Genomic DNA, 15935 nt, shown 5'->3' with positions numbered 1-15935 from the left:
TAAAGGTACAGAGGAACAAAGGTTTATTGTAGAGGCGCACAGCAGTGCGTCTTCGTTCAGTATATCTTCGGTTTATTATTTATTGGCAAATAATCTTTGCGGGAGACGCACAGCTGTGCGTCTCTACGGAATTTTAATATGAATTATTTCGTAATCTTATTTTTTTACAATCTTTGTCCTTTCGACCAAAGGGAGAAATCGCACTAGCTTTTTCGCAATCTTGGCATTCCGACGGAGGAGGAATCTCCAAAGAAACTAACACAAAGTACTTCCATAAATGGCTAGCTACTTATGAGGATTTCTCCTTTGTCGAAATGAAATGCGATTATTTTTGTTTTTGATACCATTTTTCTATCTTCTCAATAGATTCTTTATCTGTTTTAGGATTACAATTCAATCCCATTTTAATTTTCGTGTTAGAAATATAAGAGTTCAGAAAAATTACTGCAAAACCGCCCACTTCTCCATTGTCAGTTACAAGAGTTGACGAGAACATATTCATATATCCGCAACATTTTTCTTTAGATCTCATAATTGACATTAAATATTGAATATCATTTGGTTTTACCCATTTATCTGGAAACTCTCCGATCATTGATACAAAATGGAATGCCGAGTCTTTGTTATAGTTCTCTCTAAAAACTTTAATAAATGATTTTGGATTCAAATCTTTTGGGCTTAAAGTTTTAAAATATTGATTTTTTGTATCGAAATCTTTAATATTAAAAGTACCAAAGTTTTCTTTTTTTGTTTGCCTCGTTTTAAAATCATAAAATAAATAACTGCTACCAAAAGAATGGTAACTAGTAGTAATGAAAGAATTATTTTTCTCATCAAAGTTGTTTTACTTAACAGGCAAACTCAATTTAAAAATCTTCGTTTCTAACAACTCCGTATCATTATCCTCACAAAGCAAAAACTCAATTTTATCATTTGATTTTTTATATAAAGTCAATCCTTCGAATTTATTGGTTGAGGTGATTTTTTGCGTGAAATCAATTTTCATTGTTTTAAGATCGATTCGGCCAATGAAACTTCCCAAGATTTCTCCGTCGTCGTAGGTTGATTTTGTGTCTTCGGCAGTCGAAAGGAAATAAATTTTGTCTTCGAGCAAAATGGCATCGGTAAAACTGGAACGAACGCCTTTTATTTTTGGAAGTTTATAATTGGTTGCTACCAATGCAAATTCTTCTCCCAGGTTTTTGGCGTGAATGGTAAAAATGGTGTTTTTGTTTGTGATTCCATTTCCGCGATTGAATAAATACCAGTTTTCGCCATCGAAGATTGCGCCTTCTAAGTTGAAATCTTCAGGTTTTATTTCGCCAAAACTTTGCATTAAGCCATATAAATCAACGAGATTGTTTTTCTGTAAAACAGTTTTGCTTTTTAAATCAAACTCAATCATTTTGTTTCGGTTTTCGGTAGAGCCGGAACCAAAAACATAAAGTGTATCGTTATGATGCGTTAAGGATTCAAAATCAGGTTTTAAATTTTTTGGGGTATTTTGCGTTGGATTGTCAATTAAAGCATGTTGGTTTAATTGCTGATTTTGCATATTGTATTCGTATAAAAATCCGCTGTTATCACCAATAATATATAGTGAATCGTTATTTAAAAATAATCCTGATGCCGAACCGATTCCGATGATTTGAAATAATATTTCTAATGTAAATTTTTCCATGAAATGTTTTGTTTTGAATACTTAAAGCCCAGCCCTGATAGCAATGAAAATACTTTGAGAAGAAATTGTATTTTTTCCTGACAGAACAAAGCGACCGGAGGAAGCTCTTGTTATGGCTTGGTAAAAAATAATTTATAGAAAAAGTATTACAATGAATAGCAGGAATATGCTTCGTAAAATTAGTATATTTACTATTATAAAAACTCATAAATTATGAAATCTATAGACCCGAATGATTTTAAAGTTACAGATAAAATAAAATTATCTAAGATTCCAACTTTGTTGAAAGTAAAAGGAGATGATGATGAAAAGATTGAAAAACTGGATAAAGTACAATCTAAATTAAGCAAACAGCAAGATAAAATGTATGCGCATAACAGGTATGGCGTTTTGATATGTTTGCAAGGCATGGATACTTCGGGAAAGGATAGTTTGATTCGTGAGGTTTTCAAAGAGTTTAATCCACGTGGTGTTGTGGTGCATAGTTTCAAAACGCCAACTTCGACTGAGTTAGAACATGATTATTTGTGGCGACATTATATGGCTTTGCCGGAAAAAGGGAAATATGCGATTTTTAACCGTACGCATTACGAGAATATCCTGGTGACACGCGTTCATCCTGAATTTATTCTGGCAGAAAATTTACCGGGAATTGAAAGTGTTGAGGACATTCCGAAGGATTTCTGGAAGAACAGGATCGAACAAATTAATAATTTTGAAAAGCATATCACGCAAAACGGAATTATTGTTCTTAAGTTTTATTTGCACCTGAGTAAAGAAGAACAGCGCCAAAGATTATTACGACGATTAGAAAAAGAAAAACATAACTGGAAATTTTCTTTGGCAGATTTAAAAGAACGCGGACATTGGGATGAATATCAGGAATATTATGAAGAGGCGATAAATAAAACTTCGACCAAAGATGCTCCTTGGTATGTTGTTCCTGCAGATGATAAAGAGATGGCGCGCTATATTGTAGCCCAAATCATTTGGGATACTATGCAGAAACATACAGATATTAAGGAACCGGAACTGCCTGAGAATATAAAAGAAAATATTGGAGTTTATAAACAACAACTAGAAAACGAGTCTTAGAAATAAGGCTCTTTTTTTTGTTTGTATGTTATTGCAGTTTTATGAATGTTTTGTAGTACTAAATTAATGTTAATTTTTTTAAGGCTTTAGTTGGCTTTTTAATTGTAGTCTTGTTTTTTTGATAATATGAAAGTCATTTTAAGTTAAAGAGCAGGGCTTTACTTTGTAAAAAAAATAAAACCAATTTTTAGCTAATGAAAAGAATTATTTTACCCCTAATTATTTTGGGTTCGTTGATTACATCTTGTAATAACGATTCTAAAGACGAAACGGAAGCAACTAGTGTTGTATTGAAGGACCAATCTGTAACACCAAGTTTATTGAAGGCAAAACCAGGTTTTGAGAACCTGAAGATTTATTCTCTTTTTAGTTCAGATGATGTTTTTCCGGATAGTCCAAAATTTGTTTTTGGAGGTTCTGCAGATGGTTCAGGTTTATTGAAAAACACTGATGGAACATTTACTTTTTTAGTAAACAACGAAGACAACTTTGCAGTTTCCAGAATTACACTTGACAAAACATTCAAACCTACCAAAGGGGAGTATTTGTTGAACTCGAGCGGAGGAACCTGGAGATTGTGTGGTGCAACGATGGCAACAAAAGAAGAGCATGGTTTTGGTCCTGTTTATTTGACTTGTGGAGAATCCGGAGAAGAATCCCGTACACATGCTTTAGATCCTTACGGAAGTGCGGGTTCAGCATCTGTGTCTAAAGAATTGGCAGGATTTGGCCGTTTAAGTGCTGAGAATGCTTTGCCATTACCTGCTACAGCTTATAAGGGAAAAACTGTAGTGGTAATTGGTGATGATGATTCCGGAACTTACGGAGGTCAGGTTTTTATGTATGTGTCGAATGCTGTTGGTGATTTGACCAATGGTTCTTTATACATGCTAAAAAGAAATGATAACAATCAAAGAGAAAAAGACATGGAAGTGAGTAAAACATATCCAGTTTCTTTCGTGAAAATTGATAATCATACTACTTTAACCGGTGCTCAGATCAATACAGCTGTAAATGTTTTGAAAGCAGTTAAATTTGGTCGTGTAGAAGATTTAGATTATCGCAAAGGTGGCGCTGCTGCAGATCGTGAATTATATTTTAATGTAACAGGACAAAATACAACCGGAACAAATGCAGATGGTTCAAGAACGAAATACGGCAGAGTTTACAAATTAAATCTTGATGCTGCTGACCCATTAAAAGGAACTCTTGAGGTAATTCTTGATGGAGATAACCGCTCTGGAATTGCAGGTAAATTTCAAAACCCGGATAATATTTGTGTGACTAAAAATTATGTATACGTTCAGGAAGATGCAAACGGATATGGCGATGAAACTCATGATGCTTATATTTATCAGTACAATATTGCTACAAAAGATCTAAAAGTTGTAGTAGAACTAGACCACCGTCGCACTCAGGCCGATGCTGCAAAATATAACGTAGGCGGAATTTCGAAATTTGGAGATTGGGAATATGGTGCTTTAATCGATGTCTCTGATCAGGTTGGTATTCCGGATACTTTCATGTTAAGTGTTCAGCCACATACCTGGACGGGTACAAAATATTTAAGTCCTGACGGAGGAACTAATCGTCCGAAAGAAGATCAGGCAAGTCAAATTTTAGTACTTAAAGGTTTAGCAAGATAAATTTTAAGTCATTATAAAACAGTCATCCACTATTTCTATTTGAGATAGTGGTTTCTGTTTTTATCAATATTCCTCTTTTAATCGTTATTACATGAAAAAAATATACTGTTTGTTGTTATTGGTACTATTTATTGGTTGCCATAAAAAAAGCAAACATCAGGAAGTCAATGAATTATTTCAGTCTGATATTACTTTATTGATAGAAAAAGTAGCCAAACTTAAATATTCCGTACAATCAGATTCTACTGAAACACAAATTCAGAGACAATTTCTCGAAGCACATCAAAGTTATAAAAAGGTCGAAATGATCAGTGAATATTATTCACCGGCGGTTTCTAAATCTATCAACGGCCCGGCAATCCCTGAGTTCGAAGAAAATGATAAAGTGACTGTTCCGCCTGAAGGTTTTCAGGTTATTGAAGAACTGGTTTTTCCAAAATACAATAAAGAGAGTAAGCAAGAACTGTTACAGGAATTGGGTGTTTTATCGGCTAATTTAATTCGGTTAGAAAAAGTTTCAAATTCTAATGAATTGACAGATGCCCATGTTTTTGATGCAATGCGACTAGAAGTATACCGAATTATCTCATTAGGAATTACCGGTTTTGATTCGCCTGTGGTACTAAATTCACTTCCCGAAGCGTTGGTATCTCTGGAAGCAATCGAAAAATATTATCAGCTTTATCTGGAAAATAAATCAATTTCGAATAGTAAACAAGTACTCGGGATTCTTGAAAAAGGGAAAAAGTATTTAAAAGAAAATACCAATTTTAATGCTTTCGATCGCGCATATTTTATCAAAGAAATTTTAAATCCGTTAAGTAAAGGTCTTTATAAAACTCAATCCGAATTAGGAATTCCGTTAATGAAAGAGCAAAGAGGTCTGAAAGTAACTGCACAAATATTGTTTGATAAAGATGCTTTTGATCCGGAAGCATTCTCTGGTTTTGCGGATTATCAGACTACGCCCGAAAAAATTGCTTTAGGAAAAAAGTTATTCAATGATCCAATTTTGTCCGGCAACAACACGCGTTCCTGCGCTTCGTGCCATCATGCCGAAAAAGCTTTTACAGACGGATTGGAAAGAGCAGTTGCATTAGACGGAAAATCGATGATTCAGCGCAATACGCCAACATTAACCAATATTGCATTTCAGCGTGTATTTTTTGCAGATTCAAGAGTAAGTTATCTGGAAGATCAGGCTGTAGCTGTTATCAAAAACGAAAACGAAATGCACGGTTCCCTGGAGAAATCGGCTTTGGCAATTCAAAAAAAGCAAGATTATGTAAATGACTTCAAAAAAGCTTTTCCAAAAGGCGGCATCAACGAATTTGCGATCAAAAATGTTTTGGCATCCTATATTCGTTCGTTGAGTCATTATGATTCAAAATTTGATGCTTATATGCAAAACGGGGCAACTTTTACAGAAAATGAAAAAGCAGGTTTTAATTTATTTGCCGGAAAAGCCAAATGTGCGACTTGTCATTTTATTCCGCTTACCAACGGAACTGTTCCTCCAAATTTTGACCGGTCTGAAAGTGAAATTTTGGGTACTCCTAATAAAGCTAAAAAACTCGATGGAGATTTGGGGAAGTTTGTCATCACACAAGCAGCAATTCATAAATATTCATTTAAAACGCCAACGATTAGAAACATAGAACTTACAGCTCCGTACATGCACAATGGTGTTTATACAACTCTGGAAGAAGTGATTGACTTTTATGATCAGGGAGGTGGACGAGGTTTAGGATTTGACGTGCCGAACCAAACTTTACCAGAAGACAAATTGAATTTATCAGATCAGGAGAAGAAGCAACTTATTGCTTTTATGAAAACGTTGACGGATAGTAGATATTTAGAGAATAGAGTAAAGAGAATAGAGTAAAGAGAATAGAGGATAGAAGCAAGAGTAAAGAAGTAAGAGTAAAGAAGTAAGAGTAAAGAAGCAAGACTAAAGAGTAAGGAGAATAGAAGCAAGAGGATAAAAGTAAGACTGTTTGCCCCGAGTTTTACGAATTAGCACTAATTTTTAAGATGGTAAATCTTCATGTTTTGTTTTTTGAACTTTGCATTCTTTTATCAGCAAATAACTTTACGAGATTTGTGTACATCTTTGTGCTCTTTGCGGTAAAATTTTTCAGCTACCGATCATACAAAGGTATATAAACAACTAAACCCGAGAGACTATGCGATCTCTCGGGTTTATACCAAAAACAAAAAAATAAAATAAACCTAAATTTTATAATTTAAAACCATAGGCTAAACGTAAAGCCACCTGATTGGTATTAAATTTATTATAGTCCTCGTAACGGACACTAATGTCAATATATTTGTTGGCGTACCCAATTCCTGGTGCCCATAAAAAAGTAGTTTGGTTATAATCGTTTGTCACGGCAAAACCAGCACCCACTTCTCCTAAAACATAAAATTGATCTTCCCAGATAAAGGCTTTAAAACCTGCTTTTGCCGGAATAAATCCAAGATCTTTTGCTTCAACTCCATCTTTATCTTTCATAAATAAATTGGTGAAACCTGTAGTCAATGTCAACGATGTACTTTTAGATAAATCATATTGTAAACGAACATCTCCACCAAGCGACCATCTGTAATCATTGTCAGTTGGTATTCCGCCATTCACACCAAAGCCTAATCTAAAACCCTGATCATAATTTTTAATAGCAGTGTCCTGAGCGAAAGTAGTATTGGCAGATAATAAAGCGAAAGCAAACAGGCATATAATTTGTAATTTTCTCATGACAATTTTTTTATGATTTTTAATACTGTAAAAATACTTTCAAGGCCTGAGGGCTTTGTTATATAATTTTTTGAAATTGTTATATAATCTCAGGGTGAATGTAAACAGACTTAATGTTTGCTTATGTTTTTAATAATATCAAAGAATCCAAAGCTTCTGATTATCTTTGCCGACTAAAAAGAATAGAAGTGAATTTAAAACAGTATACCAAAGAGTTTTCATATAATTTAAGATTAGCATATCCTATTATATTAGGAATGGTGGGGCACACCTTAATAGGTATTGTAGATAATATAATGGTAGGGAAATTAGGAAGTACAGAACTTGCAGCCGTTTCATTAGGGAACAGTATGATTTTTATCGCAATGTCGTTAGGAATTGGTTTTTCTACTGCCATTACGCCAATTGTTGCCGAAGGTGATACTGAAAAAAATGACAGCAAAATTCGTTCTGCCTTTCACCATGGATTATTCTTGTGCACTGTTTTAGGCTTGTTTCTTTTTGGGGTAATTGTTTTGGCAAAGCCAATAATGGAATTGCTGCAACAGCCTGCTGATGTTATTGCGCTTGCAAAACCTTATCTTGACTGGGTTGCTTTCTCGTTGATTCCTCTTATTATGTATCAGGGGTACAAACAATTTGCTGACGGATTATCGTTGACAAAATACTCGATGTATGCTATGATTATGGCCAATGTCCTGCATGTTGGGATCAATTATATGTTGATTTACGGAATTTGGATTTTTCCAAAAATGGGAATTATCGGGGCGGCTCTTGGAACTGTAATCTCAAGAATATTTCTTGTCATGTTTATGCATATTATGTTATCGAGAAGAAATGATTTGAAACGTTTTTTTGCAAATTTCAGTTTTGACGAGATTAAAAAAGAAATGTTGAAAAAAATAATAAGCATAGGATTTCCTTCAGCATTGCAAATGCTTTTTGAAGTGGTGTTGTTTACAGCATCAATCTGGTTGTGTGGTAATATTGGTAAAACCAGTCAGGCAGCCAATCAAATTGCGTTAAGTCTTGCTTCATTGACATTTATGTTTGCAATGGGATTAAGTGTTACTTCGATGATACGGGTTAGTAACCAACGAGGTTTACAGGATTTCAAGAAATTAATCGTTGTTGCTCGTTCTATTTTCTTACTCGCCATTATTATAGAAACTATTTTTGCAATTCTGTTTGTGGCTTTTCATAATTTCCTGCCTCATATCTTTTTGAATATGGAAAATACCGGACAAGTTCTGGATAATGCCGAAGTAATAAGTATTGCATCAAAACTACTTTTAATAGCAGCAGTTTTTCAAATCTCTGACGGAATTCAGGTAGTTGTTTTAGGAGCTTTACGCGGATTGCAAGATGTAAAAGTGCCTATGTACATTACATTTGTGGCATATTGGATTATTGGTTTCCCAATTTCGTATTACCTGGCTGAATATACTGATCTAAAAGCACAAGGAGTTTGGATTGGACTTTTGGCTGGATTAACGGCGGCGGCGATATTTCTTTATATTCGATTTCATTACCTAACAAAAAAATTAATCCAAAATTCACTTTCAAATAGTTAAATTTGAAACTTCTAAATAAAAGTATGCCACAGATTTTACAGATTAAAATGATTCTTTAAAAAATCTGCGAGAATCTGTGCAATCTGTGGGAAAAAATAATAAAAACAAAAAATAAATAAAAATGGAATTACCTAAATTTTTACTCGGAGATAATACTGATTTTGTAGATGATATTTTCATCATTCACCTTGATTATCCAAGATTTATAATCAACTTAAAAGATGATGAGGTTGAGTTTATGGAAGAAGCGGAAGATCTTGACGAAGCAGAATTAAATGCTGAAATGGAAGGCTTAATTGTTCAGGCAAATGAGTTTTATGACAGAGAAATAAAACGTTACGAAGAGTAGAAATTCACAGTAAACAGAAATTAATTAAATCATCAAATGAAAAAATTAAGTTTTTTAAAACCTATTTTTAATTTCATAGCAATAGGATTGCTAATTACTACTTTAAGTCGAATCTTTTTGTTTTTTCTTTTTAAAGAGAGAGTAGTAGAAACACCAAATTTCTGGTATATTTTTCCAATCGGACTTCGAATGGATTTGATTTTATTGTGTTATTTGTCATTTCTACCAGCAGTTTTAATTACTTTCCTGCCTAATAAATGGTTGAAGTTTACCAATAATTTCTTGGTGATTTATAGCTTTTTATTCCTGTTTCTGATTCTTTTTGTAGAATTGGCAACACCGGATTTCGTTAAACAATATGATACACGACCGAATAAGATTTTCTTAGACTATCTGATTTATCCTAAAGAAGTAGTGGGAATGCTTCTAAAAAGTTATTTGACTTCGATCATTGTAACTTTTTTAATTTTAGGAGTTGTCTTGTATTTTGCTTTCAAAAAAGGGAAAAAATATTTTCATACGACTAGTGCCGAATATAAATTCAAGTTGATATTATTTCCATTAGTAGCTTTTTTATTGTTTTTTGGAGCACGTTCAAGCCTTACTTCAAAACGTCCGATTAATGCCAGTAATGCTGTTTTTTCGACAGATCAATTGACAAATACTCTTGGATTAAACTCTTTTTACACCGTAGCTTTTGCAGCATATTCGATTAAAAACGAAGGAAACACTAAGATGTATGGTAAAATGGATGAAGCTGAAGCAATCGCTCGTGTAAAAAAATACATGATTGCCGGACCAAATGATTTTACTGATGCTGAAATTCCGTTTCTACATGTGCAGCAACCGGATACAATCCTGAAGAAACCTTATAATTTAGTAATTTTTCTACAAGAAAGTTTAGGAGCAGAGTATGTTGGAATTTTAGGAGGAAAACCATTAACACCAGAATTTGACAAATTATCAAAAGAGGGTTTATTGTTTACCAATTTATATTGTACAGGAACAAGAAGCGTTCGCGGAATTGAAGCTGTTGTAACTGGATTTTTGCCTTCACCGTCAGAGAGTGTAGTGAAATTAGGAAATTCGCAACAAGGATTTTTTACTTTGGCTGCAGCCTTAAAACAAAAAGGATATGACACCAGTTTTATTTATGGCGGAATGGCGAATTTTGATAATATGGCTTCGTTTTTTAACGGAAATGGTTTTGAAGATATTGTAGATCAGGAAGATTTTGAATCAGATGGAAATAAATATGCTTTCAAAGGAACCTGGGGATACTCTGATGAAGATTTGGTAACCAAAGCGAACAATTATTTTAAAGCAAAAGGAGATAAATCATTTTTCTCTTTGATGTTCTCAACTTCAAATCACGAACCATTTGAATATCCGGCAGGAAGAATAAAACCTTATGATGCGAAACCGGCAACGGTAAACAATGCCATGAAATATGCTGATTTTTCTATTGGAAAATTCTTCGAAATGGCAAAGAAAGAACCTTATTTCAAAAATACAGTTTTCATCGTAATTGCGGATCACAACACCAGAACTTACGGAAAAAATTTAGTGCCAATAAATAAATTTCATATTCCTGCTTTGATTATAGGACCTGGAGTTCAAAAAGGAGCTTCTTATGATAAATTGGCAAGTCAGATTGATATTCCACCAACATTATTGAGCTATTTAGGGCTTCCGTTTGAAACACCAATGGTAGGTAGAAATCTAAACAAATTAGATCCAAAAATACAAGGAAGAGCAATTATGCAATTTAATGATATCAATGCGTTCAGAGTCGAAAATCAAGTTGTGATTATGCAGCCTAATTTGAAACCTTTGCAATTCGAAATCAAAAATGATACAACTTTAATTCCGGTTAAATTAAATGAAGAATTAGCAAAAGATGCTTTGGCACATGTAATTACAGCAGGGAATTTGTATAAAGAGAATAAGTATAAGCTTAGAAAAGCTTCTAAGTAGCTAAGTAACCAAGGCTCTGAGTTTCTTACTTAGAACCTTTATTAAAATACAATTTTAATAATATTTGAGCAGCTGCAAAAGGTGACATTTCATCATTTTGCACTGCTTTTTTGTTTTGTTCCAGTTGCGAAATAATTTCGGGTTGATTATAAAAGTTCAGTTTAAGCTGTTCGTTAATCGTTTCCATCATCCAGAAATGATTCTGTTCTTTTCGCTTTTCCGGGAAGAAACCAGATTCATTTGTTTGTTCGAAATAACTGGAAATTGTATCCCAAATTTCTGCGATTCCGTCTTTAGTGATGGCGCTGCAAGTGGTGACTTTTGGCTGCCAGTTTGATTTTTTAGGAGGAAATAAATGCAAAGCCCTGTTGAACTCTAATTTAGCCTGATTGGCTTTTTTGATATTATCTCCGTCTGCTTTATTGATGACAATGGCATCCGCCATTTCCATAATACCGCGTTTGATGCCTTGAAGTTCATCGCCGGCGCCGGAAATTTTTAATAATAAGAAAAAGTCAACCATACTATGAACCGCAGTTTCGCTTTGTCCAACGCCAACAGTTTCTATAATAATGGTGTCAAAACCAGCAGCTTCGCATAAAATAATAGATTCACGTGTTTTTCGGGCAACACCACCCAAAGTATCTCCCGAAGCACTAGGTCTTATAAAAGCATTTTCATCCTTTACCAACTCTTCCATATGGGTTTTATCGCCCAGAATACTACCATGCGAAAGTGAGCTGCTTGGATCAACTGCCAGAACAGCTACTTTTTTACCTAATTGCGTCAGAAAACATCCAAAAGCTTCAATAAAAGTACTTTTTCCAACTCCGGGAACTCCCGTAATACCTATTCGGATAGATTTATTTGCGTGAGGTAAACAACCATTGATCACTTCATTCGCTTTTGCAGCATGTTCAGGATTGGTACTTTCGACCAAAGTTATAGCCCGACTCAGGGATGTGATATTTCCTTTTAAAATACCATCAATCAATTCAGTAGAAGAAGGTTGCTGTCTTCTGCTTTTTTTAATTTGATCGATAGCGGCAACATTCGTGATTTCAGGAGCTGAAATTCCGGCTTTTTCTTGTAAGCTGCCTGATTGTTTTTTTTGACTTGACAAAACGATATTTTTATGTAACGTAAAAGTACAGAAAACAAAAACAGTTTCAAAAAGTTAGTGGGCCACGAATTTCACGAATATTCACGAATTTGTTATCCGTATTGAATTGGATTTTAAAAAAATAATTCATAAATATTCGTGTAATTTGTAGCTATAAAAAATTAATATCCCGCAGTAAAACGAACCTGGTGGTGTTTTGGGTTTTCGGCTTCATCAGCAATAACAACTGCCAAATCCTCTACAGAAATGATACTTCTTTGTTCCTCATTAAAAACAGGATTGTCTAATCCTAAACGGTATTTTCCGGTTCTTCCCGTTGTAATTCCAGCGTGCATTTCGAAAGCCGGACTGAAAAATGCCCAATCCAATTCTTTTTCTTCCTTAATAATGTTTAGATAATCTCTCGCAGCAGATGCCGCATCATGATATTCTTTTGGGAAATCAGGAGTGTCAACTGCTTGTAAGCCTGGCGCTACAAACAAACTTCCCCCACCACCAATAGTGATAAAACGTTTTACACCAGATTTTTTTGCAGCTTCCTGAATTGCTTTAGATCCGTTGATGAAATCATTTGCGTAATTTGGATTTGTCCAACCTGGATTGTAAGCGTTAATAATAACATCATTTCCTTTAAGAGTTTCCGCCAGCGCCTCTACATTAAAAATATCCGTAGCTACCCATTTTACTTTTGGTGTTTCTTTTGGAGTCCTTGCAATAGCAGTAATGTAGTGATTTCTGTTTGCTAATTCGTTTAGAATTGCTGAGCCAACAAATCCTGTTGCTCCAATGATTGCGATTTTCATAGTATATATAATTTAATTTTGTAATAAAAAAAGTTACAGTTTTGTTTAAAAAAAGCCGCTTAGAATTGATTAGAAAAATCTTCCAAAGAAATTCCTTCTAATTGTAAACTAACTTTTTGATTCATATCAGCATACAAGGAACTTAAGTTTTCATTTATTTTTTTTCCAACAGGGCAAGCCGGATTCGGTTGATTTTTAGCGTAACCCAAATTAATGTTTTCAAAAGTCATTTCAAATATCTCTTTTAATGTAATTTTCGAAGGATCAACACATAGTTTTGTACCACCATTTTTACCTTCTTTACTTTCGACAATGTGATGCGCCTTCAGGTTTGCAATTTCTTTTCTCACCAAAACAGGGTTTAGATTTATACTTCCCGCAATATGCTCAGATGATAGATAATCATTTGGGTATTTAGTGAGTAAAGTAAGAATGTGAATCGTTATGGCAAATTTTCCTGAAATCATACTGTAATAAAATATGTTACAAATGTAGTAGGTTTTATGTAATAAAAAAAAGTTTTAACTTAAAATTAATTTTTACAGGCAATTGATAAATCCTTATTTTTGATGCTTTTAGGACTATGAACAATTTTATTCTTATATTTTTCTTTCTTGCTTTAGGTTTGGTTTTGCAGCATATTAAGCAATTTCCAACCCGTATTTATAAGGTGTTGAATAAGATTGTAATTTACATCTGTTTGCCTGCGATAACCTTATACCATATTCCGAAGATAAAATGGAGTAACGATTTGCTTTTTCCGATAGCTTCAGGATGGATTAGTTTTATACTGGCTTTTGTGTTTTTTCATTTTCTTGGCAAAAGACTTGGCTGGTCTAATAAACTAATTGGTTGTTTGATTCTGACAGCAGGATTAAGCAATTCGTCTTTTCTTGGATATCCGATCATTGAGGCTTTGTTTGGAAAAAAAGGTTTAGAGACAGCGATTCTCGTTGATCAGCCCGGAACGTTTGTTGTGGTTTCTACATTGGGTGTTTTTGTAGCTGCTTTTTATTCAAAGGGAAGTCCCGATACTTTTAGTATTTTCAAAAAAATAATTTTCTTTCCGCCGTTCATTACTTTTGTGGTATCCTGCCTGATGAATGTTTTTCAATATGATCTGGATTCAAATCTTCAGTATGGTTTATTGAAAATGGGAAGTTTAGTAACTCCTTTAGCATTGTTTTCTGTAGGATTGCAACTTACCTTTGATCGAAAAAGCCAGCATTGGCGCTTTCTGGGATTAGGACTATTCTTTAGGCTTATTGTAACTCCGTTTGTTATTTTGGTACTATATGTTTTTATTTTAAAGCAACATTCTGAAGCAATTAAAATAACAATTATAGAAATGGCTATGGCTCCCATGATCACAGGTGCAATTTTAGCATCGACTTATGGTTTAAAACCAAAGTTAAGCAGTATGATGATTGGTTTCGGAATTCCTATTTCGTTTATAACGATCGCTATTTGGTATTTTATCGTTAGTTTTGCCGTTTAATTTTGCTCACTACAAATATGAATTCATCTACACAAAAGACCACGATTGATAGTGGTGTTTTAGTTCAAAAAACAGTTTATTCCGTTTTATTCTCGATTGCATTTGCGCATCTTTTAAATGATTTAATGCAGGCAGTAATTCCGGCAGCCTATCCAATTTTAAAAGAAAACTTTAACCTGACTTTTACCCAAATCGGATTAATTACATTTGTTTTTCAGCTTACAGCTTCATTACTACAGCCTTTTATAGGTTTTTATACAGATAAAAAACCAAAGCCATATTCACTTGTTATCTCAATGCTTTTTACCATTGTTGGATTGGGATTATTATCGATTGCCAGTTCTTTTTGGATGATCTTAGTTTCTGTAGCTTTTGTAGGTATAGGATCTTCTATATTTCATCCGGAAGCTTCTCGCGTTGCTTTTTTAGGTTCAGGAGGAAAAAGAGGTTTGGCACAATCAATTTTTCAATTAGGCGGAAATGCAGGAAGTGCTATAGGACCATTATTGGTTGCATTAATAGTGGCGCCACACGGACAATCGTATGTGATTTGGTTTGTTATTGCAGGCTTTTTGGGAATTCTAATTTTATCCAGAATTGCAGTTTGGTATCAGGATCATATGGCTTTAAGAGCTTCTAAAAAAGTAAGTTTAGAAGAAGAAATCGTTCCTCTGTCCAATAGAAAAATTACCATTTCTATAATCGTTTTATTATTTCTGATATTCTCAAAATTCTTTTATATGGCCAGTATGTCAAGTTATTTTACTTTTTATTTAATGAGTAAATTTTCTATGTCAGTGCAGGACTCTCAACTGTATTTATTCATTTTTCTGGCTTCGGTAGCAGCAGGAACTTTAATAGGTGGTCCGTTAGGAGATCATTTTGGTAGAAAATATATTATTTGGTTTTCTATTCTGGGAGCCGCTCCGTTTACGTTACTTTTACCATATGCTAATTTATTCTGGACTGGCATATTAGCTGTTGTTATTGGAATTATTATTGCCTCGGCATTTTCAGCAATTTTAGTTTTTGCTCAGGAATTAAAACCGGGAAAAGTGGGAATGATTTCAGGTTTGTTCTTTGGATTTGCTTTCGGAATGGGAGGTTTGGGATCTGCTATTTTAGGATATGTTGCAGATAAAACCAGTATTGAATATGTGTTTGGGATAAGTTCCTATTTGCCATTAATTGGTATTTTATGTTACTTTTTACCGAACATTCAGAAGAAGAAAAATTAATTATATTTTTAATCTCAAACAAAGACTAACTGCAGTAAATGTCATCGTAATGATTAGTTTCAAAACTGAAATTTCGTTGGTAATATCTGTAGTTTCATGTTTTCAAATGCGCTTTATTTACCTAAAACAGTAACTCGATAGAAAAAATAGAATTTTAACTTATTTTTAAAAATTTGATGTTTTCCTTGTCCTTTTT

At 33.9% G+C, this 15935-nt stretch carries 14 protein-coding genes; 8 read left to right on the top strand and 6 right to left on the bottom strand.

Features of this window, described 5'->3' with window-relative positions:
* Positions 1-325 precede the first annotated feature (325 nt).
* Together NJT12_RS03005 and NJT12_RS03000 are read right to left on the bottom strand one after the other, a co-directional pair.
* Positions 326-667: a hypothetical protein gene (locus NJT12_RS03005; RefSeq protein ID WP_271334449.1), complete on the bottom strand. Its 342-nt coding sequence runs from the start codon at positions 665-667 to the stop codon at positions 326-328.
* A 177-nt stretch (positions 668-844) separates the two neighbouring features.
* Positions 845-1681 (bottom strand): DUF6929 family protein, encoded by an 837-nt coding sequence (locus tag NJT12_RS03000; RefSeq protein WP_271334448.1) that lies wholly within the window; start codon positions 1679-1681, stop codon positions 845-847.
* Between the two features lie 213 nt (positions 1682-1894).
* Between NJT12_RS03000 and NJT12_RS02995 the strand changes: the two genes are divergently transcribed.
* The 3 genes from NJT12_RS02995 to NJT12_RS02985 all read left to right on the top strand — a co-directional run bounded on the left by NJT12_RS02995 (position 1895) and on the right by NJT12_RS02985 (position 6307).
* Positions 1895-2776 (top strand): PPK2 family polyphosphate kinase, encoded by an 882-nt coding sequence (locus NJT12_RS02995; RefSeq protein ID WP_271334447.1) that lies wholly within the window; start codon positions 1895-1897, stop codon positions 2774-2776.
* A 194-nt stretch (positions 2777-2970) separates the two neighbouring features.
* Positions 2971-4422, top strand: coding sequence for a PhoX family protein (locus tag NJT12_RS02990; RefSeq protein ID WP_271334446.1), 1452 nt, complete (start codon positions 2971-2973; stop codon positions 4420-4422).
* Between the two features lie 91 nt (positions 4423-4513).
* The gene (locus NJT12_RS02985) at positions 4514-6307 is read left to right on the top strand and encodes a cytochrome-c peroxidase (protein WP_271334445.1); all 1794 of its coding nucleotides are present in this window, start codon (positions 4514-4516) and stop codon (positions 6305-6307) included.
* A 354-nt stretch (positions 6308-6661) separates the two neighbouring features.
* On the opposite strand, the gene NJT12_RS02980 is transcribed toward NJT12_RS02985, so the two are convergent.
* On the bottom strand, positions 6662-7177 hold the full coding sequence (locus NJT12_RS02980; RefSeq protein WP_271334444.1) for a hypothetical protein: 516 nt from the start codon (positions 7175-7177) through the stop codon (positions 6662-6664).
* Between the two features lie 188 nt (positions 7178-7365).
* Here NJT12_RS02980 and NJT12_RS02975 point away from each other — a divergent pair, with 188 nt between their 5' ends.
* From NJT12_RS02975 to NJT12_RS02965, 3 genes are all read left to right on the top strand, one after another.
* Positions 7366-8751: an MATE family efflux transporter gene (locus tag NJT12_RS02975; protein ID WP_271334443.1), complete on the top strand. Its 1386-nt coding sequence runs from the start codon at positions 7366-7368 to the stop codon at positions 8749-8751.
* Positions 8752-8872: 121 nt separating this feature from the next.
* Complete coding sequence (locus NJT12_RS02970; RefSeq protein WP_271334442.1) at positions 8873-9100, top strand: hypothetical protein; 228 nt, start codon at positions 8873-8875, stop codon at positions 9098-9100.
* A gap of 36 nt (positions 9101-9136) precedes the next feature.
* Positions 9137-11077: an LTA synthase family protein gene (locus NJT12_RS02965; RefSeq protein ID WP_271334441.1), complete on the top strand. Its 1941-nt coding sequence runs from the start codon at positions 9137-9139 to the stop codon at positions 11075-11077.
* 25 nt (positions 11078-11102) lie between these two features.
* Here the strand turns inward: NJT12_RS02965 and meaB are convergent, their stop codons facing one another.
* From meaB to NJT12_RS02950, 3 genes are all read right to left on the bottom strand, one after another.
* Positions 11103-12200 carry a methylmalonyl Co-A mutase-associated GTPase MeaB gene (meaB, locus tag NJT12_RS02960; protein WP_271334440.1) on the bottom strand — a complete coding sequence of 366 codons (1098 nt, stop codon included), beginning with the start codon at positions 12198-12200 and terminating at the stop codon, positions 11103-11105.
* A gap of 161 nt (positions 12201-12361) precedes the next feature.
* A complete protein-coding gene (locus NJT12_RS02955) occupies positions 12362-13003 on the bottom strand; it encodes an NAD(P)-dependent oxidoreductase (protein WP_271334439.1) in 642 nt (213 codons plus the stop codon).
* Positions 13004-13062: 59 nt separating this feature from the next.
* Positions 13063-13470: an RrF2 family transcriptional regulator gene (locus NJT12_RS02950; protein ID WP_271334438.1), complete on the bottom strand. Its 408-nt coding sequence runs from the start codon at positions 13468-13470 to the stop codon at positions 13063-13065.
* A gap of 116 nt (positions 13471-13586) precedes the next feature.
* Between NJT12_RS02950 and NJT12_RS02945 the strand changes: the two genes are divergently transcribed.
* Both NJT12_RS02945 and NJT12_RS02940 read left to right on the top strand, forming a co-directional pair.
* Entirely contained in the window at positions 13587-14501 is a 915-nt protein-coding gene (locus NJT12_RS02945) for an AEC family transporter (protein ID WP_271334437.1), read from the top strand.
* Positions 14502-14518: 17 nt separating this feature from the next.
* On the top strand, positions 14519-15739 hold the full coding sequence (locus tag NJT12_RS02940) for an MFS transporter (RefSeq protein WP_271334436.1): 1221 nt from the start codon (positions 14519-14521) through the stop codon (positions 15737-15739).
* Positions 15740-15935: the final 196 nt, after the last annotated feature.

It is taken from the genome of Flavobacterium azizsancarii (genome assembly GCF_027980145.1).
Taxonomy (GTDB): Bacteria; Bacteroidota; Bacteroidia; order Flavobacteriales; family Flavobacteriaceae; genus Flavobacterium; species Flavobacterium azizsancarii.
The sequence above is the reverse complement of the archived record's forward strand: the minus strand, read 5'-3'. Positions and strand labels throughout refer to the sequence as shown.